Below are 17,696 nucleotides of genomic sequence, written 5' to 3'. Positions count from 1 at the left end.
TACAAAGAGCATATTTCATGCAAAAAATGAAACTACAAGAACTTAAAAGCAAAAATCCCGTTGAGCTTGTTTCTTTTGCTGAAACATTAGAAGTTGAAAATGCCTCCCTTATGCGCAAACAAGAATTAATGTTTGCTATCTTGAAAAAACTTGCTCTACAAGATGTAGAAATTATAGGAGAGGGTGTTGTTGAAGTTTTACAAGACGGATTTGGATTCTTGAGATCTGCTGATGCTAATTATCTTCCTGGTCCTGATGATATTTATCTTTCACCTGCACAAATACAGTCGTTTTCTTTAAAGACAGGTGATACAATTGAGGGTCCTATACGCAGTCCAAAAGAGGGAGAACGTTATTTTGCTCTCCTTAAAATTAATACAATTAATTTTGAAAAACCTGAAAAGATTCGTTATAAAATTCACTTTGATAATCTTACTCCTCTTTATTCAAATGAACGTTTCCAAATGGAAATACAAGATCCTACAGAGAAAGATATGTCATCACGCGTGATTGATTTGATATCTCCATTGGGAAAAGGACAAAGAGGGTTAATTGTAGCTCCTCCTCGGACGGGAAAAACAGTTTTACTTCAAAATATTGCTCATTCTATTACCACTAATCATCCTGAATGTTATCTCATTGTTCTTTTAATAGATGAACGACCAGAAGAAGTTACTGATATGCAGCGTTCAGTGAAAGGAGAAGTGGTTTCTTCTACTTTTGATGAACCAGCAATACGTCACGTACAAGTGGCAGAAATGGTCATTGAAAAAGCCAAACGTCTCGTTGAATATGGGCGTGATGTTGTTATTCTTCTCGATTCTATTACACGTCTTGGGCGTGCATATAATACAGTTGTTCCTTCTTCGGGTAAAGTTTTAACAGGTGGTGTGGATGCAAATGCTCTCCAGCGTCCAAAACGTTTTTTTGGTGCAGCACGTAATATTGAAGAAGGCGGATCTTTAACCATTATTGCAACGGCTTTGATTGATACAGGAAGTCGTATGGATGAGGTTATTTTTGAAGAATTTAAAGGAACAGGTAATTCGGAAATTGTTCTTGATCGAAAAGTTGCTGATAAGCGTATTTTCCCTGCTATGGATATTTTAAAGTCAGGAACGCGTAAGGAAGAACTTCTGGTAGAACGACAAGATTTACATAAAATTTTTGTTCTTCGTCGTATTTTAGCATCTATGAATGTAACAGATGCAATTGAATTTTTGATTGATAAATTAAAGCAAACAAAAAACAATAGTGAATTTTTTGATTCAATGAATACGTAGAGTCATTAAAGTTTTTATTAGGATAAAACCTGTGGATACAATCTTTGCTGTTTCGAGTGGATTGTTACCTTCAGGGGTTGCAGTCATTCGGCTTTCTGGTCCTCATGTTGTAGATATAGTTAAAACGCTTTGTGGTCGTTTACCTAAAGCACGTTTTATGCATTATGGAAATATTACTGCTCGTGATGGTAGTTTTTTAGATTCTGGTTTAACTGTTTTTTTTCCTGCTCCTCATAGTTTTACGGGGGAAGATTGTGCAGAATTCCATTTACATGGAGGAAAAGCCGTCGTTAATCGTTTTCTCGATGAATTATCGACATTTTCTGGATGCCGTATTGCAGAGGCAGGTGAATTTTCACGACGCGCTTTTATGGAAGGAAAATTAGATCTTGTTCAAGCAGAAGGTCTTGCTGATTTAATAGAAGCAGAAACGGAAAGCCAACGGCGTTTAGCTGTTATGGGTACAAGTGGACATTTAACGACGCTTTATCGTGATTGGCGTCATAAGCTTATGAAGGCGCGTGCTTTTATCGAGGCAGAACTTGATTTTGTTGATGAAGCAGATATTCCCAACGCAATATCTGATAAAGTTTGGAAAAATATTGAAGATCTTTGTACCTCTCTTCGAGAATATATTAGTGAAGGAGAGCGTGCGAGTATTTTACGTGATGGATTAAAAATTGTTATTGCTGGTGCTCCTAATTCTGGAAAATCAAGCATTATGAATCGTATTTCAGGAAGATCTGTTGCTATTGTAACGGAAGAAGCAGGAACAACCCGTGATGCTTTAGAAATGAGAATTATTCTTGGTGGTTTACCTATTTTTTTAACGGATACTGCTGGTTTTAGAAAAACAGAAAATAAAATAGAACAGATGGGAATAGAAGTTGCTAAACAGCATGTTATGGAAGCTGATTTGGTTATTTTGGTTTATGATATAGGAAATCCTAAGCAGGTTGATTTACCAGAAACATCGGCTGAAATATGGTGTGTTGGCAATAAGCTTGATCTTTATGAAAAAAATGATCAGCGTTGGTCTATACAATTTTCCGCATTAACTGGTTTAAATTTTGATTATTTTATAAAAGAACTTGAATCATTTTGTCATCATCGTGCTTCTGAAATTGGAAATATTGTTCCAGCACGTAAAAGACAACTTCAATTGTTAAAGGAGGCTGTTAAAGAGATTGAATTTTCTCTTAATTATCATTCTCTTGATCTCAGTTTACGTGCAGAACATCTCCGTTGTGCAAGTGATTTTCTTGGTAAAATTACAGGAGATATTGATGTTGAAGATTTGCTTGATATTATTTTTTCAGAATTTTGTGTTGGTAAATAATGATTCACGTGAAACATTGATTATTTCATAGACAGATTATAAAGATTATGTAATTTATATATTGTTTCACGTGAAACCTTAGAATATTTTCTACGGAATGAATTAAATGCAATCATATGATGTTGTTATTGTTGGTGGTGGTCATGCTGGCTGTGAGGCAGCTTCAGCTTCAGCGCGTGTAGGAGCCAAAACAGCGCTTGTTACACATAAAATATCAGCATTGGGAACAATGTCGTGTAATCCTGCTATTGGTGGACTTGGAAAAGGGCATCTAGTTCGTGAAATAGATGCATTAGATGGTCTCATGGGAAGAGCAGCAGATGCTGCTGGAATTCAGTTTAGACTACTTAATAGACGTAAAGGACCGGCAGTAAGAGGACCACGAACACAGGCAGATAGACAACTTTATAAAAAAGAAATTCAAAAATTATTAAAAGAACAAGAAAATCTTACTCTTATTGAGGATGAAGTTATTGATCTGGTTGTTAAAGATAATTGTGTATCAGGTGTTATTTTAAAAAAACAAGGAATAATTTTATCTGGTGCTGTTGTTTTAACAACAGGGACATTTTTAAATGGCTTTATTCATATTGGTGATAAAACATGGGCTGCTGGACGTATGGGGGATCAGTCAAGTGTGAAACTTGCTAAACGTTTAAAAAATTATCATATAAAACTTGGTCGATTAAAAACAGGAACCCCTGCTCGTTTGAGTAAAAAAACAATTGCTTGGGAAGCTCTCCAAAAACAACAAGCAGATGAAAATCCCATACCCTTTTCTCTTTTAACAGAGAAAATTGAACAACCACAAATTGAATGTGCAATAACACGTACAAATGAGAAAACACATCAAATTATTCGTGAGAATATTTATCGTTCTGCTTTATATTCTGGAAATATTGAAGGGTTAGGACCACGTTATTGTCCTTCTGTTGAAGATAAAATTGTTAAATTTGGAGAACGTGATGGACATCAGATTTTTCTAGAACCAGAAGGATTAAATGATGATACCGTTTATCCAAATGGTCTTTCTACTTCTCTTCCTGAAGATGTGCAAATTTCTCTATTGAAAACCATTGAAGGATTGGAAAATGCTATAGTTTTGCAACCTGGTTATGCTATTGAATATGATTTTGTTAATCCACAACAATTAACGAGAAGCTTAGAATTACGCTCTTTACCAGGTTTATTTTTAGCAGGACAAATTAATGGTACAACAGGATATGAGGAAGCAGCAGCACAAGGACTTTTAGCTGGATTAAATGCTGCACGTAAAGTAGGTAAATTAGATGAAATACTTATAAGTCGATCTACGGCTTATATTGGTGTTATGGTTGATGATTTGGTTTCACGTGGTGTTTGTGAACCTTATAGGATGTTTACATCACGTGCCGAATTTCGTTTATCTTTACGATCTGATAATGCTGATACGCGTTTAACACCTTTGGCACAAAAATGGGGTATTGTGAGTAAAATACGTTTGGAATGTTATCAGAAAAAACAACAACGGCTTGATCAAGCACGATCAATATGTCAAAATATTTTTTTAACACCTAATGAAGCTTCTGCTCATGGATTACATGTTAATCATGATGGAATTCGGCGTTCGGCTTATGATTTTCTTGCTTATCCTCATATGACCTTAGAGCGTCTTTCAGATTTTTGGCCACAATTACAAAAAATTGATTCTAAAACAGCAGAATCTTTAGAAATTGAAGCACAATATGCGGTTTATTTAGATAAACAAGCACAAGATATTGCTTCTCTTCAGAGAGATGAGCGTTTAGAAATTCCTTCTTCTCTTGATATTCAGGCAATTTCAGGTCTTTCAAATGAACTTAAATCAAAAATTAAAGAAGTATCGCCGCGTTCAATTGCTGATGCACAAAAAATTGATGGCATGACACCCGCTGCGTTATCTCTTATTATTACATATATTCAACGTCAACGACGTGAAAAGGCTAAAACAGCTTAATGGATTTTTCTATAGAAAAAAAATATCAACAATTATTAAATATTGTTCCTTCTGTTTCACGTGAAACAATGGAAAATTTAATTCAGTTTGAGTCTTTAATACTTCAATGGAATGCGCATATTAATTTGATATCTGCTACAACAATACCAGATCTATGGACACGACATATTCTAGATTCAGCACAAATTTTTCCTTTGTATGCTCATTCTTTACATTGGTGTGATTTAGGATCAGGAGGAGGTTTTCCTGCAATTGTGATTGCTATCTTTTTGAAAGAAAAAAAAGAAGGACATATTAATCTTGTTGAAAGTAATGGGAAAAAAGTTGCTTTTTTGCGAACAGTTATTGCTCAACTTAATCTTCCAGCAACGGTTTATCACGCTAGGATTGAAGATATATATCAAAAAATTCCCATGTCTGATATTATAACGGCACGGGGATTAGCGCCGCTTAATACTCTTTTACAACTTATTTTTCCTTTATTAACAGAAAAAACTATAGCTCTTTTGCAAAAAGGTCGGGATTACGCTACAGAAATAAAAAATGCCTCTGCCAATTGGCACTTTGATCTGTTAAAACATAAAAGTAAAGTTGATGAAAATTCTGTTATTTTGGAAATTTCTCATATTCGATCATATAGAGGGTAGAGCAAAATGAGCGAAACACGAATTATCGCTATTGCAAACCAAAAGGGTGGAGTCGGAAAAACAACCACAGCAATTAATCTTGCAACAGCTTTAGCAGCCATTGGTGAAAATGTTCTTATTATGGATGTTGATCCACAAGGTAATGCAAGTACTGGTTTGGGGATTGATCGTAATAGCCGTCCTTTATCGTCTTATGATGTTTTGGTTTCGGGCGTTTCAATTACACAGGCGGCTTTAAAGACAGCTGTACCCAATCTTTATATAGTTCCCTCTACACTTGATCTCTTAGGTGTGGAAATGGAAATTTCTTCATCAAAAGATCGCATACAACGCTTACGTAAAGCTCTCTATGATGATCCGGAAATGGAAAAAAAATTCAATTATATTTTAATTGATTGTCCTCCCTCCCTTAATCTTTTAACACTTAATGCTATGGGGGCCGCGGATTCTGTTTTGGTACCTATGCAGTGTGAATTTTTAGCACTTGAAGGTTTAAGTCAATTACTTGAAACAGTAAAACAAGTGCGATCCGTACTTAATCCATCTTTAGAAATCCAAGGTATTGTTCTAACAATGTATGATGGACGTAATAACCTTTCAAATCAAGTTGTTGAAGATGTACGTTCTTTTATGGGAGATAAAGTTTATCGTACTGTTATTCCACGAAATGTAAGAGTATCAGAAGCACCTTCTTTTGGAAAACCTGTATTGCTTTATGATCTCAAATGTGCTGGAAGCCAAGCTTATTTGCGTCTAGCATCAGAAATGATACAACGTGAAAAACAAGCACGCGCTGCTGCTTAAAAATATAAAAAAATAATCTAAAAATTCAAAGAGAAAAATTATGAATGATGATCTCTCAAAAAAAAGACTAGGACGTGGATTAGCTGCATTGATTGGAGATATCAATTTAAACAACAATATTGCACGTTCATCAAGCTTTGATAAATTAAATGAATCCGGTAGTATTTCTGAGCGATTTATTTCTATTGAATCTATTTCATGTAATCCTCACAATCCTCGGCGTCATTTTACTGAAACAGAGCTTGATAATTTGGCACAATCAATTCGTCAACACGGTGTGGTTCAACCGGTTATTGTAAGGCCTTTAAGAGATCATCCTCATCGGTTTGAATTGATTGCGGGTGAACGGCGCTGGCGTGCAGCACAACGTGCAAATTTAAGTCAATTACCCGTTATTATTCGTGATGTGGACGATAAAACCGCTTTGGAATTGGCTATTATTGAAAATGTTCAGCGGGCAGATCTTAATCCTATCGAAGAAGCAAAAGGATATGAGATGCTTTTGAATGAGCATGATTATACACAAGTAGATTTAGCACAAGTTATTGGAAAAAGTCGTAGTCATGTTGCAAATACGCTTCGTTTATTAAAACTTCCAGAAAGAGTACAACAATTCTTAACGGATGGACAACTTTCTGCTGGTCATGCACGTTGTCTTATAACCGTTGATGATCCACAAAATTTAGCTGAGAAAATTATTCGTGAAGGGCTTTCAGTACGTCAAACAGAAATACTTGCATATGAGAAAGCCAATCCTAAAACTAAAAAGCGTACCAATACGGAAAAAGATGCTGAAACAAAATCTTTAGAAAAATTACTTGCAGATGTGATAGGAATGAAAGTTATTATTCGACATGGTAAAAAAGGTGGCGATTTAAAAATACATTACTCTTCATTAGAACAATTAGATGAAATTTGTCGGCGTTTACAAAGTTAATCAATTGTTCTAAAAAGATTTTTAACAGTTATCTCTTAAAATTTGGATTATTCTATACATATGTTCTTTAACAAATTCTAGATTTCTTGAAGGTAAAGAGTTTTTTTCATAAGTATAATTTTCCTCATCAGTAAGTACATATAATGTCTCTTTAAGTGCTAGGTGAGCAACAACAAAATCTTTTGGTGTGATATTATTTTCTTTTAAAATATTCACAAGTTTTGGATTATTAGAAATATAGGCAGCATATTTTTCAATATGATCATCATAAGTATTGATATCACTTTTTGTATTTGTTTGTTCTGGTTCTGAAGATAAATTTCTACATTCTGCTTTGATTTTTTCCAGCTTTAAAAGAATATCTTCTGTTAAGGGATAATTTGCAATGAAAGTCGGTATAAAAGAAGGATCATCTATTTCTTGTTTTTTTTCTTGAGCGTATGATACAAAAGGAAAAATGAAGAAAAAACACAATAGAAGTTTAAACATGACTAAAAATTATCCTTTCTTTTTTGAATTTCAATAAATACTTTTCCGTCTGTTATTCTTTATTTTTAGAAAAACATTTATAAATATAATCGAAATAAAAACAATTATTAGGAATGATAAAAATACGGTGATTTTTTAATGCACTGACTTCTTTATTAGATTAAAGGGGTGATATTTTCTAACATTTCATAACTGATTAGTTGCTCAAAATGAGTTTTTCACAGCTATCTAAAAGAATTGTTGCTTTGTAAAAATGTTTTTTAACAAATTCAAGATTGTTTAGAAATATAATATTTTTCTCAGTAGAATATTCCTTTTCAGGTGCAAATATGAGAAGCGCGGATATTTCTTTAAGTACTAAGGTTCCAGCAGCAAAATCTTCTGGTTTGATATTATTTTTTTTTAAAATATTCATAAGTTTTGGTTTACTAGAAATATAGGTAGTGTAGTTTTCAATATTAGAGTGGATACTAGAATCATAAGTGATAAGATCATTTTTTGTTTCTGGAAGTAAATTTTCACATTCTTTTTCAATTTTTTCCAGTTTTAAAAAAAAATCTTCTGTTAAGGGATAATTTGCAACGAGAGGGGATATAAGAGAAGAATTATCTGTTTCCTTTTCCTCTGCTCTTGTTAGTTGAATATGTATCACGAAAAGAAAAAGGAGAAACAAACGTAATACGAACTTAAGCATGGTTAAAAATTATCCTTTCTTCTTCGAATTTCAGCAAAAACTTCTTCATCTGTTTCTTCTTCCATTACAAGGTTCCTTCGCAACACACTATCATCCCAGCGGAGAAAGGGATTGGTGGCTTTTTCTTGCCCTAAAGTGACAGGTAAAGTCATAGCGTTTTTTGCACGTAGCAAAAAAACTTCCTCTATTCTTTGGTGGAGTTTTTTATTATGTGGGTCAATTGTTAGTGCGAAAAGAGCGTTATTTTTTGTATATTCATGTCCACAATAGAGAAGTGTTTCATCAGGAAGTTTACGAAGTTTTTTTAAAGAATTTAACATTTGTGCAGGTGTTCCTTCGAAAAGACGTCCACAGCCCAATGAAAAAAGTGTATCTCCAGCAAAGAGTAAACTCTTCTCAGGAAAATAGTAAGATAATGCGCCTAAAGTATGACCAGGTGTTGAAAGAGCTAAAAGCAGGTGTGTGCCAAAAGAAAAACTTTCATCAGGTTGAAGTGTTTGATCAAGATAATTGATCTTTTCTTTTTCTGCTTCTGGCCCGATAACCATAGCGTTGTAAACTTGTTTTAATTCTGATAGGGCTTCTACATGGTCGTGATGATGATGAGTTACAAAAATAGTGTTAAGTGTCCAATTGTGGCGCTTTAAAGCATTGTGGATTGCTTTGCTTTCAGGAGCATCTATTGCAGCTGTCATACCACTTTTTTCATCATGAATGAGTATACCAAAATTGTCTTCTCGACAAATAAACTGTTCAATCAACATATTTTTTTCTCCCGAACAGTGTTTGGCGATGAATCTATAAAATAATCGGTAGTGGTGATTTTTTTAAGAATCAGATTTGTCCTCTTCTGTAAAAAGTCCTTTTGAATGTTTTATAATTATAGGCATTTGGGTAAGCATGAAAAGGACTGTTATAGGCATGACGCCAAATACTTTGAAACTTGTCCAGAAATTATCGCTAAAATTACGCCAAATTATTTCATTCAAAAGGGCAAGAAAAATGAAAAAAAACGCCCAACGATAGGTAAGTTTTTGCCAACCTAAATCATCAAGTTTTAAGGTAGAATCAAGAGCATAACGTAAAAGTGGTTTTTTAAAAAACATCCCACCAAAAAGTATAAAAGCAAATAAGCTATTAATGATTGTCGGTTTCATTTTTATGAAAGTTTCATTATGAAGCCAGAGAGTTAGAAAGCCAAAAACTAAAACAAATATTCCCGAAATAAGAGGCATAATAGGAATTTGTCTTGCAAGGATCCATGATAAGCTTAGGGAAATAATTATCGCTACCATGAAAATAGCTGTTGCAGGGAAAATAGATTTGTTAAAATTTTGAAAAAATCCAATGTTTTTTATCAGCCATTCTCCCTTATAATTGGCAAAAAAGAAGGCAACCAATGGACCCATTTCCAAAAGAAACTTAAGTGTTGGTGAGAGAGATTTTTTTTTATTGTTATTCATTTTTTTTTCAGAATTATTGTGTAAATTAGGATTAGATAAAGGCTGTTTCATGCATGTTTTCCTGCGATAGTTTCGGCAAAGTCAGAAGCAGAAAAGGGTTGAAGGTCTTCAATATCTTCTCCTATACCGATAAAATAAACGGGTAATTTATATTTTGCTGCGATAGCGACAAGAATTCCTCCTCGTGCAGTCCCATCTAGCTTTGTCATGACTAAACCATTAACACCAGCAATATCGCGGAAAATATCTACTTGGTTGAGTGCATTTTGTCCGGTTGTTGCATCAAGCGTTTGAAGGATTGTATGGGGTGCTTGGGGGGTATGTTTTTTTAAAACACGAATAATTTTTGCTAATTCATCCATCAATTCAGATTTATTTTGTAAACGCCCTGCTGTATCAATAATTAATACATCACTGTTTGTTTTTTTTGCTTTTTCATAAGCATCAAATGCTAAGCTGGCGGCATCTGCACCCAATTTTGTTGAAATAACAGGAGAATTGGTACGTTCACCCCAGATGTGTAGTTGCTCAATAGCTGCGGCTCGGAAAGTATCACCAGCTGCCAGCATAACTTTTAATCCCCCTTCTGTTAATTTTGCTGAAAGTTTTCCAATAGTTGTCGTTTTTCCAGTGCCATTTACACCTACCAGCAAAATAACATGCGGTTTATGGCTGAGATCAAGTTCCAATGGTATTGCAACAGGTTCCAGAACTTTTTTGACCTCATCCGCTACAATAGTATGAATATCATCTGGGGAGAGGTCTTTTCCGTAACGACTGGAAGCTAAAGTATTTGTGATGCGTGTTGCCGTCTCTACACCTATGTCAGCTTGGATAAGAATATCTTCGAGCTCTTGCAATGTGTCTTCATCAAGTTTTCTTTTAACAAAGAGATCGCTAATTGATCCGCTTAAGCGTTGTGAAGAAAGGGATAGACCTTTTTTAAGGCGCCCAAACCACGCTGTCTTTTTTTGTTCAACAGAAGGTTCAGATAAAATTTCTTCATTCTTTTTTTCACGGATGTTGTCTGTGACAATAATTTTACCAGAAAAAGGAATTTTATCAGAACGGGATTCTAGAAATGGAGATTTTTCATCATATTTTGTAAGTATTGACTCTGGATTTTTTGTTTGTTCTTCTTTTTCTGTGTCTATAGAAACTTGGTTATTTTTTGTCTTTTCATTTTTGTCTTTATTTTCTTCTATTATATCGCTTTTATCAGGAATAGAAATCTGTTGTTCAATTTCTTGCTCTTGAGATTTGTTAAAAGAGAATATTTTTTTAATAAAAGATTTCGTCATAAGAATTTTCCTGCTCAAGCAGCGTTTAATTTTGGAAGGACAGCAATCAATTTATCGCCATCATGATCAACGATAAGGGCTTGAACAATTGTTCCTGCTTTTGCACCTTTAACCTGTACAAGGGTATAATCTTCTGTTCGTCCGATTTCATCTTTTTCAACGAGAATTGTTTGTAGACTGTTTTGTAAATGAGCAAGATGCTTTTGGTAAGCCATCTCACCTGCTTTACGCAATTTTTCAGCACGCATCTTAACTATTTTACGGTTGATTTGTGGCATACGTGCGGCAGGTGTTCCTTCTCTTGGACTAAAGGGGAAGACATGGAGATGGGTTAAATTACAATCTTTGATTAAAACAAGACTGTTTTGAAACATCTCTTCTGTTTCTGTAGGAAAACCAGCAATTAAGTCGGCACCATACACCATTGTAGGACGTTTGGCACGCAACTCTTGGCAAAATTGAATGGCATGTTCGCGCAGATGACGCCGTTTCATCCGTTTTAAAATCATATTATCACCTGCTTGCAAAGATAAATGCAAATGGGGCATGATTCTTGTTTCATAAGCTAAAAGATTGATGAGTTCTTCGTCTGCTTCAATAGAGTCAATAGATGAGAGGCGTAATCGCGTTAAGTCAGGAACATGATGCAAAATTGCTGAAGTTAATTTTCCTAGAGTAGCTTTTCCAGGAAGATCGTGGCCATAACTTGTAAGGTCAACACCTGTAAGGACCACTTCTTGGATACCCTCACCTATCAGCTTTTTTATTTGTTCTATGACAGCACCCATGGGTACTGAACGAGATGGTCCTCGTCCATAAGGAATAATGCAAAATGTACAGCGATGATCACATCCATTTTGTACCTGTACAAAAGCGCGGGTGCGCTCTTGCATTGCACTGACCATATGTGGAGCAATTTTTTGTACTTCCATAATGTCATTGATACGCACCTTTTCAGAATGGTTAATACCAAAATCAGGAAGTTGACGATAAGAATGGGCGTGAAGTTTATCTTCGTTTCCTAAAATGAGATCCACTTCTGTCATTGAGGCAAAATTTTGTGCTTCTGTTTGGGCGGCACACCCTGTTACAATGATACGTGCATGAGGATTTTCACGTCGTGCTTTGCGGATAGCTTGTTTTGCTTGTCGTACGGCTTCGGCAGTGACAGCACAGGTATTAAAGATAATAGCACCATCTTTAAGCTGATCTAGCCCTGAAGAAGTACTTTCTTTGCGAATGATTTCCGATTCGTAGCTATTAAGTCGACAACCAAAAGTTACAATTTCTATTGCCATCAGGAGTGATCCTTTTTGTAGCACCCTGTTAAAGGGCTTAAAAAGCCACTAAATTGATATTTTATTGGTCCTGTCATAATAACGTGATTGTCTTCTCGGTAAAAAATATTAAGTGTTCCCTTTGGTAAGTTTACATCAATATGACGTTGTGTAAGACCACGACGATAAGCAGCCACTGCACTTGCACAAGCAGCACTCCCACATGCTTGTGTTAATCCTGCTCCTCGCTCCCATGTACGTAAACTTAGACTTTTCTTTGACGTTATGCAAGCAATGGAAATATTGCACTGTTCGGGAAACAGGGGATCATGTTCAAGTTTTGGTCCATATTTTTCTAATGGAATATGTTGAATATCATTTTCAACAAAAAAGATAGCATGGAGATTGCCAATGGATATGAGACAAGCGTCTTTTAGGGGACCAGCCGTAATTTCTACGTGATTGGTATCAACTATTTCACGTGAAACAGGCATCTCTTTTGCATTGAAATTTGGGCATCCCATATCAACAGAAATGAGATTGTCGGTTTGGTATTTCCCTTCAATAATTCCAGCGGGAGTTTCTAAATGAAATTTTTCACCAAAATTGTGATCTTTAAGCCATGCGATGACACAGCGGGTACCATTGCCACAAGCTTTAGCCATTGATCCGTCGGCATTCCATATTTCGATGCGGAAGTTGGCTTTTTTCTGGGTTGGTGTGTGGATAGCCATGATTTGATCAAAATGCATTTCAGGATCTGCTGACAAAGCAAGGATTGCTTTTGGTGTAAGAGCATGAGTGCTTTCACGCATATCAACAACAATAATTTGATTTCCAAGACCGTCCATTTTGCTAAATGGCGTTTTCATGAAACTTCTCTATTTCTAATGATTACTTATAAAAGAGATATATGGCTGAAAATCTTATAAATTTCCAGTGTTTAATAAATATAAAATTTGGTACATAAGTTATTTCGTTTAAAATAAGTGATTTTAACCTGTTTTTTTTAATTTGTTAATTTATCTTTGTAACTATAACAAATATTCGCTTAATTTTTTTGTGAACTTATTTATTGTCGTGGGAGAGAGTACAGACATGGCGTTTTCAAGAGTTTCGTTTTTTGTTGCACTATCAACTGTAATGTTTTTAGGGGGATGTTCAACAACACGGTTTGATGGTAATGACGATAATAACGCATTAGAAGTTTTTTATCCATCTCAACAAATGACAATATTGGAAGCGTCTGATCTGTCGTCTCCTTCTTCGTCGATATCTGAAGACGCAAACGCTTCGGTGTATGAAAAAGGAGATTCTCAGAGCGATGGACGAATGGCTAGTCTCGAATTGCCAAGCAGTGCCACTGATTTATTTCCTGCAAGTATTGCTGGGGTATGGAATCTTTCTATGGGAGGAAAAGTTTGCCGGATTGCAACTCCACAAACAAAGTTTGGAAAAGGGTACCGTGCTGGTCCTTTACACTGTCCAGGAATTGCTTCCCAAGTGAGATCGTGGGACGTTAAAGGAAAAAGATTATATTTTTATAATAACTCTGGACGTGTTATCCTCGTTCTTTATTCTTCAAATGTTGATCGTTTTGAGGGACGTACACTTGATGATCATCCCGTTGTTTTAAGTCGTTAAATCATTTTTGACCGTTTATGACAAGCTAAGCTAGACGGACAGATTCGTGAAAAGTATTTGTATTTTTCATTGAGATCGGTTTGAAAAAGGTTTTTTGGATGATTCTCGTTTCAACACGTTATAAGGAGCTTGTCGCTAAAGGAGAGGTTTGTTTTGATCCCGCTCAATTAGCTATAACAGAATATTTTGATCATTTATTAAAAAAAATTACGGAACAAAATATCCCTCGTCCTTGGACTTGGATATTTTGCTCTTTCTTTAATAGAATATTTAAAAGGAAAAAACAAAATATTTCTTGTGTTGTAAAACAAGGAGATGAAACAGGTTTTTTTCAGGGACTGTATATTTATGGTGAAGTAGGACGGGGCAAAACCATGCTGATGGATTTGTTCTTTTCTTGTTTGCCTAAAGGTCATAAAAAGCGTGCCCATTTTAATGATTTTATGGCTGATGTACATGAGCGTATTAATTTTTATCGTCAAGCATCTGGGTGTGCAAAATTTAAACAAGATAATCCTATTTTAGCTGTTGCTGAGGATCTTGCACGAGAAGCAAAAATACTTTGTTTTGATGAGTTTAGTGTAACAGATATTGCTGATGCTATGGTATTGGGGCGGCTTATTTCTGCTTTGTTTGATAAAGGAATTTTCTTTATTGCAACCTCAAATGTGGCGCCGGATAACCTTTATTGTAACGGTTTAAATCGTGAACTCTTTTTGCCTTTTATTCAAGTTTTGAAAGCATATGTTCGCGTTGTTAATCTTGATGCAAAAACAGATTATCGCCTTGAAAAATCAAATCTACAACAGGTGTATGTGTCGCCGTTGGGGGTCCCGGCAAATGAATATATGGATCAAGCATGGGCACTTGTATTGCAAGGACATAAGGAGACATCTGATGAGCTTTCTATAAAAGGGCGCCTTATTCCTATTCCGCGCTTTGGTGCAGGATGTGCTCGTTTTGATTATGGGGATTTATGTGCAAAGCCTTTGGCCGCGGCTGAATATTTGTTATTAGGAGAGCGTTATCATACGATTTTTATTGATAATGTACCGGTCATGGATGATACATGTCGCAATGAAACAAAACGGTTTATTTTGCTTATTGATATTCTTTATGAACGCCACATACGGTTGTTTATGTCGGCTGCGGCAGGGGTAGGGGATTTGTATAAAGGGCATGCGCAGATTACGGAAACATTTGAATTTAAAAGAACACAATCACGTCTTTTCGAAATGCAAAGCTACGATTATTTAAAACTTTGGGAAGAACATTTTCTTTTGAAGAAGAAGCATTGATTATACTTTTACCTTTACGTAAACTGTAAAAACAATAACTTTTTGAAATTAAAGAAATATAATAATTCTGTTGTATTTTTTTTAAATTCACTTTATCGATACATCGTGATAATTTTCTAATAGTTGTTTCAGCGGAGGGTTGTTGTTTCTGTAAAGAGAGAAATTTGTAAATTTCATTTCTTTACTCCTTTTTATGATATTGTTTGAATATGGTTGAAGTCAAAAATATTCAGTATACGGACGCTGATGGGTGTGCGCTGAATTATCTAAAAGTTAGGAAAAAATAAAATGGCACGGAAAAAAATAGCTCTCATTGGTTCAGGTATGATTGGTGGTACTTTAGCACATATTATTGGGCTTAAAGAGCTTGCTGATGTGGTCTTATTTGATATTGCAGAAGGTGTGCCACAAGGTAAGGCTCTAGATATCGCCGAATCTTCTCCTGTTGATGGTTTTGATATCAGTCTAAAAGGTGCTAATGCTTATGAAACAATTGAAGGTGCTGATGTTGTTATTGTAACAGCAGGCGTTGCGCGAAAACCTGGTATGAGCCGTGATGAACTTTTGGGCATTAATTTAAAGGTTATGGAACAAGTTGGAGCTGGAATTAAAAAATACGCTTCTTCGGCGTTTGTTATTTGTATTACTAATCCCCTTGATGCGATGGTGTGGGCTTTGCAGAAATTTTCAGGTCTCCCTACACATAAAGTGGTTGGTATGGCAGGTGTTCTTGATTCAGCGCGTTTTCGTCATTTCTTATCTGAGGAATTTAAGGTCTCTATTAAAGATGTGACAGCGTTTGTTTTAGGGGGCCACGGTGATACAATGGTTCCTCTCGTGCGTTATTCAACGGTTGGTGGTATTTCTTTGCCTGATCTTGTAAAGATGGGCTGGACAACACAGGAAAGAATTGATCAAATTATCCAGCGTACCCGCGATGGTGGTGCAGAAATTATTGGTTTGTTAAAAACAGGTTCTGCTTATTATGCACCAGCAGCTTCTGCTGTTTCTATGGCTGAGGCTTATCTAAAGGACACTAAGCGTGTTGTGCCTGTTGCAGCTTATCTTTCAGGAGAATATGGGGTTAATGATACTTACGTTGGTGTTCCTGTTGTACTTGGTGCAGGTGGTGTTGAACGAGTCATTGAAATTGATCTTGATAAAGAAGAAAGAGGTGCTTTTGATCATTCAGTAAATGCGGTTAAAAAGCTTTGTGAAGCTTGTATTGCTCTTGTACCTAGTCTCAAGTAAATTGAACAAGGTTTAATTCATTAAAATAAGTATTTAGAATATTAAAACTTTAGGATTAATAAGATCCATGATCCATAAAAGAAAAGGACAAATGCATGAATATCCATGAGTATCAGGCCAAACGTCTGCTTCATGAATATGGAGCACCAATTGCAAATGGTGTCGCTGTTTATTCTGTAGAGCAAGCGGAAAAATGGGCGGAAAAATTGCCCGGACCTCTCTATGTGGTTAAAAGTCAGATACACGCTGGTGGTCGTGGTAAGGGTAAGTTTAAAGAACTTGATCCTGATGCAAAGGGTGGTGTTCGGCTTGCACAATCTGTTGAAGAAGTTGTTGCAAATGTTCAAGAAATGCTTGGAAAAACTTTGGTAACCAAACAAACTGGTCCAGAGGGTAAGCAGGTCAACCGCCTTTATATTGAAGACGGTGCCGATATTGAACGGGAGCTTTATCTTTCACTTTTGGTTGATCGTAGCATTGGTCGAATTGCTTTTGTTGTTTCAACAGAAGGTGGAATGGATATTGAAACGGTTGCTGAAGAGACACCAGAAAAAATATTCACGCTTCCCATTGATGCTGGAGAGGGTGTTACTTCTGCTGATTGTGCAAGACTTTGTGATGCGTTGAAACTACAAAGTAGTGCGCGAGAAGATGGTGAAAAGCTTTTTCCGATTCTCTATAAGGCATTTTGTGAAAAAGACATGAGCCTTTTAGAAATCAATCCACTTATTGTGATGAAAGATGGTCGTTTGCGTGTTCTTGATGCGAAAGTTTCTTTTGATAATAATGCTCTGTTTCGTCATCCAGATATTTTAGAATTGCGCGATCTTTCAGAGGAAGATCCAAAGGAAATAGAAGCATCAAAGCATGATCTTGCTTATGTTGCTCTTGAGGGTACGATTGGTTGCATGGTTAATGGTGCTGGGCTTGCTATGGCAACAATGGATATCATTAAGCTTTATGGAGCAGAGCCAGCGAATTTTTTGGATGTTGGTGGTGGAGCATCAAAAGAAAAGGTGACAGCTGCTTTTAAGATTATTACGGCCGATCCAAATGTTAAGGGCATTTTGGTTAACATTTTTGGTGGTATTATGCGTTGTGATGTCATTGCTGAAGGTGTGGTTGCTGCTGTTCGTGAGGTTGGTTTAAAAGTTCCCTTGGTTGTTCGTCTTGAAGGCACTAATGTTGAGCAGGGTAAAGCAATTATTAATGAGAGTGGTTTGAATGTTATTCCTGCTGATGATTTAGATGATGCTGCCCAAAAAATTGTTGCAGCCGTGAAGGGAGCTTAAGC

The 17,696-nt window shown here is 35.8% G+C and carries 17 protein-coding genes; 10 read left to right on the top strand and 7 right to left on the bottom strand.

Annotation, left to right across the window (positions count from 1 at the left end; genetic code table 11):
* Positions 1–17: 17 nt before the first annotated feature.
* From rho to ACFILH_RS06220, 6 genes are all read left to right on the top strand, one after another.
* The gene (gene rho / locus ACFILH_RS06245; protein ID WP_015857121.1) at positions 18–1,283 is read left to right on the top strand and encodes a transcription termination factor Rho; all 1,266 of its coding nucleotides are present in this window, start codon (positions 18–20) and stop codon (positions 1,281–1,283) included.
* A 31-nt stretch (positions 1,284–1,314) separates the two neighbouring features.
* On the top strand, positions 1,315–2,622 hold the full coding sequence (mnmE, locus tag ACFILH_RS06240) for a tRNA uridine-5-carboxymethylaminomethyl(34) synthesis GTPase MnmE (protein WP_375667535.1): 1,308 nt from the start codon (positions 1,315–1,317) through the stop codon (positions 2,620–2,622).
* A gap of 106 nt (positions 2,623–2,728) precedes the next feature.
* On the top strand, positions 2,729–4,597 hold the full coding sequence (gene mnmG, locus ACFILH_RS06235) for a tRNA uridine-5-carboxymethylaminomethyl(34) synthesis enzyme MnmG (protein ID WP_375667533.1): 1,869 nt from the start codon (positions 2,729–2,731) through the stop codon (positions 4,595–4,597).
* Positions 4,597–5,244 carry a 16S rRNA (guanine(527)-N(7))-methyltransferase RsmG gene (gene rsmG, locus ACFILH_RS06230; RefSeq protein WP_375630633.1) on the top strand — a complete coding sequence of 216 codons (648 nt, stop codon included), beginning with the start codon at positions 4,597–4,599 and terminating at the stop codon, positions 5,242–5,244. Before mnmG ends, rsmG begins: the two co-directional genes overlap by 1 nt.
* A gap of 6 nt (positions 5,245–5,250) precedes the next feature.
* Complete coding sequence (locus ACFILH_RS06225; RefSeq protein ID WP_273790170.1) at positions 5,251–6,048, top strand: ParA family protein; 798 nt, start codon at positions 5,251–5,253, stop codon at positions 6,046–6,048.
* A 40-nt stretch (positions 6,049–6,088) separates the two neighbouring features.
* Complete coding sequence (locus ACFILH_RS06220; RefSeq protein ID WP_273790169.1) at positions 6,089–6,985, top strand: ParB/RepB/Spo0J family partition protein; 897 nt, start codon at positions 6,089–6,091, stop codon at positions 6,983–6,985.
* Between the two features lie 21 nt (positions 6,986–7,006).
* On the opposite strand, the gene ACFILH_RS06215 is transcribed toward ACFILH_RS06220, so the two are convergent.
* The 7 genes from ACFILH_RS06215 to dapF all read right to left on the bottom strand — a co-directional run bounded on the left by ACFILH_RS06215 (position 7,007) and on the right by dapF (position 13,081).
* Positions 7,007–7,474: a hypothetical protein gene (locus ACFILH_RS06215; protein ID WP_375667532.1), complete on the bottom strand. Its 468-nt coding sequence runs from the start codon at positions 7,472–7,474 to the stop codon at positions 7,007–7,009.
* 196 nt (positions 7,475–7,670) lie between these two features.
* The gene (locus tag ACFILH_RS06210; protein ID WP_375667531.1) at positions 7,671–8,168 is read right to left on the bottom strand and encodes a hypothetical protein; all 498 of its coding nucleotides are present in this window, start codon (positions 8,166–8,168) and stop codon (positions 7,671–7,673) included.
* A gap of 2 nt (positions 8,169–8,170) precedes the next feature.
* A complete protein-coding gene (gene gloB, locus ACFILH_RS06205) occupies positions 8,171–8,932 on the bottom strand; it encodes a hydroxyacylglutathione hydrolase (RefSeq protein WP_273790166.1) in 762 nt (253 codons plus the stop codon).
* A gap of 63 nt (positions 8,933–8,995) precedes the next feature.
* Positions 8,996–9,682, bottom strand: coding sequence for a septation protein A (locus ACFILH_RS06200; protein ID WP_273790165.1), 687 nt, complete (start codon positions 9,680–9,682; stop codon positions 8,996–8,998).
* Positions 9,679–10,932 (bottom strand): signal recognition particle-docking protein FtsY, encoded by a 1,254-nt coding sequence (ftsY, locus tag ACFILH_RS06195; RefSeq protein WP_273790164.1) that lies wholly within the window; start codon positions 10,930–10,932, stop codon positions 9,679–9,681. Before ftsY ends, ACFILH_RS06200 begins: the two co-directional genes overlap by 4 nt.
* A 14-nt stretch (positions 10,933–10,946) precedes the next feature.
* On the bottom strand, positions 10,947–12,230 hold the full coding sequence (mtaB, locus tag ACFILH_RS06190; protein ID WP_375630643.1) for a tRNA (N(6)-L-threonylcarbamoyladenosine(37)-C(2))-methylthiotransferase MtaB: 1,284 nt from the start codon (positions 12,228–12,230) through the stop codon (positions 10,947–10,949).
* Positions 12,230–13,081, bottom strand: a complete 852-nt coding sequence (gene dapF / locus ACFILH_RS06185) for a diaminopimelate epimerase (protein WP_375637288.1) — start codon at positions 13,079–13,081, stop codon at positions 12,230–12,232. The genes mtaB and dapF overlap by 1 nt, the downstream gene beginning before the upstream one ends.
* 226 nt (positions 13,082–13,307) lie before the next feature.
* Here dapF and ACFILH_RS06180 point away from each other — a divergent pair, with 226 nt between their 5' ends.
* The 4 genes from ACFILH_RS06180 (at position 13,308) to sucC (ending at position 17,694) form a co-directional block, all read left to right on the top strand.
* Positions 13,308–13,853 (top strand): AprI/Inh family metalloprotease inhibitor, encoded by a 546-nt coding sequence (locus ACFILH_RS06180; RefSeq protein ID WP_273790161.1) that lies wholly within the window; start codon positions 13,308–13,310, stop codon positions 13,851–13,853.
* Between the two features lie 98 nt (positions 13,854–13,951).
* Entirely contained in the window at positions 13,952–15,151 is a 1,200-nt protein-coding gene (zapE, locus tag ACFILH_RS06175; protein WP_375662909.1) for a cell division protein ZapE, read from the top strand.
* A gap of 288 nt (positions 15,152–15,439) precedes the next feature.
* Entirely contained in the window at positions 15,440–16,402 is a 963-nt protein-coding gene (gene mdh / locus ACFILH_RS06170; RefSeq protein WP_273790160.1) for a malate dehydrogenase, read from the top strand.
* Between the two features lie 95 nt (positions 16,403–16,497).
* Positions 16,498–17,694, top strand: coding sequence for an ADP-forming succinate--CoA ligase subunit beta (gene sucC / locus ACFILH_RS06165; RefSeq protein ID WP_273790159.1), 1,197 nt, complete (start codon positions 16,498–16,500; stop codon positions 17,692–17,694).
* Positions 17,695–17,696: the final 2 nt, after the last annotated feature.

This window comes from Bartonella sp. CL435QHHD (genome assembly GCF_042195095.1).
GTDB lineage: Bacteria > Pseudomonadota > Alphaproteobacteria > Rhizobiales > Rhizobiaceae > Bartonella.
Note: the sequence above shows the minus strand (reverse complement) of the source record. Positions and strands in the feature narration are given on the sequence as shown.

Coding starts and splice junctions, on each gene's coding strand:
- rho (WP_015857121.1), top strand. CDS start 18: ATGCAAAAAATGAAACTACAAGAACTTAAAAGCAAAAATCCCGTTGAG.
- mnmG (WP_375667533.1), top strand. CDS start 2,729: ATGCAATCATATGATGTTGTTATTGTTGGTGGTGGTCATGCTGGCTGT.
- rsmG (WP_375630633.1), top strand. CDS start 4,597: ATGGATTTTTCTATAGAAAAAAAATATCAACAATTATTAAATATTGTT.
- ACFILH_RS06225 (WP_273790170.1), top strand. CDS start 5,251: ATGAGCGAAACACGAATTATCGCTATTGCAAACCAAAAGGGTGGAGTC.
- ACFILH_RS06220 (WP_273790169.1), top strand. CDS start 6,089: ATGAATGATGATCTCTCAAAAAAAAGACTAGGACGTGGATTAGCTGCA.
- ACFILH_RS06215 (WP_375667532.1), bottom strand. CDS start 7,474: ATGTTTAAACTTCTATTGTGTTTTTTCTTCATTTTTCCTTTTGTATCA.
- ACFILH_RS06210 (WP_375667531.1), bottom strand. CDS start 8,168: ATGCTTAAGTTCGTATTACGTTTGTTTCTCCTTTTTCTTTTCGTGATA.
- gloB (WP_273790166.1), bottom strand. CDS start 8,932: ATGTTGATTGAACAGTTTATTTGTCGAGAAGACAATTTTGGTATACTC.
- ACFILH_RS06200 (WP_273790165.1), bottom strand. CDS start 9,682: ATGAAACAGCCTTTATCTAATCCTAATTTACACAATAATTCTGAAAAA.
- ftsY (WP_273790164.1), bottom strand. CDS start 10,932: ATGACGAAATCTTTTATTAAAAAAATATTCTCTTTTAACAAATCTCAA.
- mtaB (WP_375630643.1), bottom strand. CDS start 12,230: ATGGCAATAGAAATTGTAACTTTTGGTTGTCGACTTAATAGCTACGAA.
- dapF (WP_375637288.1), bottom strand. CDS start 13,081: ATGAAAACGCCATTTAGCAAAATGGACGGTCTTGGAAATCAAATTATT.
- ACFILH_RS06180 (WP_273790161.1), top strand. CDS start 13,308: ATGGCGTTTTCAAGAGTTTCGTTTTTTGTTGCACTATCAACTGTAATG.
- zapE (WP_375662909.1), top strand. CDS start 13,952: ATGATTCTCGTTTCAACACGTTATAAGGAGCTTGTCGCTAAAGGAGAG.
- mdh (WP_273790160.1), top strand. CDS start 15,440: ATGGCACGGAAAAAAATAGCTCTCATTGGTTCAGGTATGATTGGTGGT.
- sucC (WP_273790159.1), top strand. CDS start 16,498: ATGAATATCCATGAGTATCAGGCCAAACGTCTGCTTCATGAATATGGA.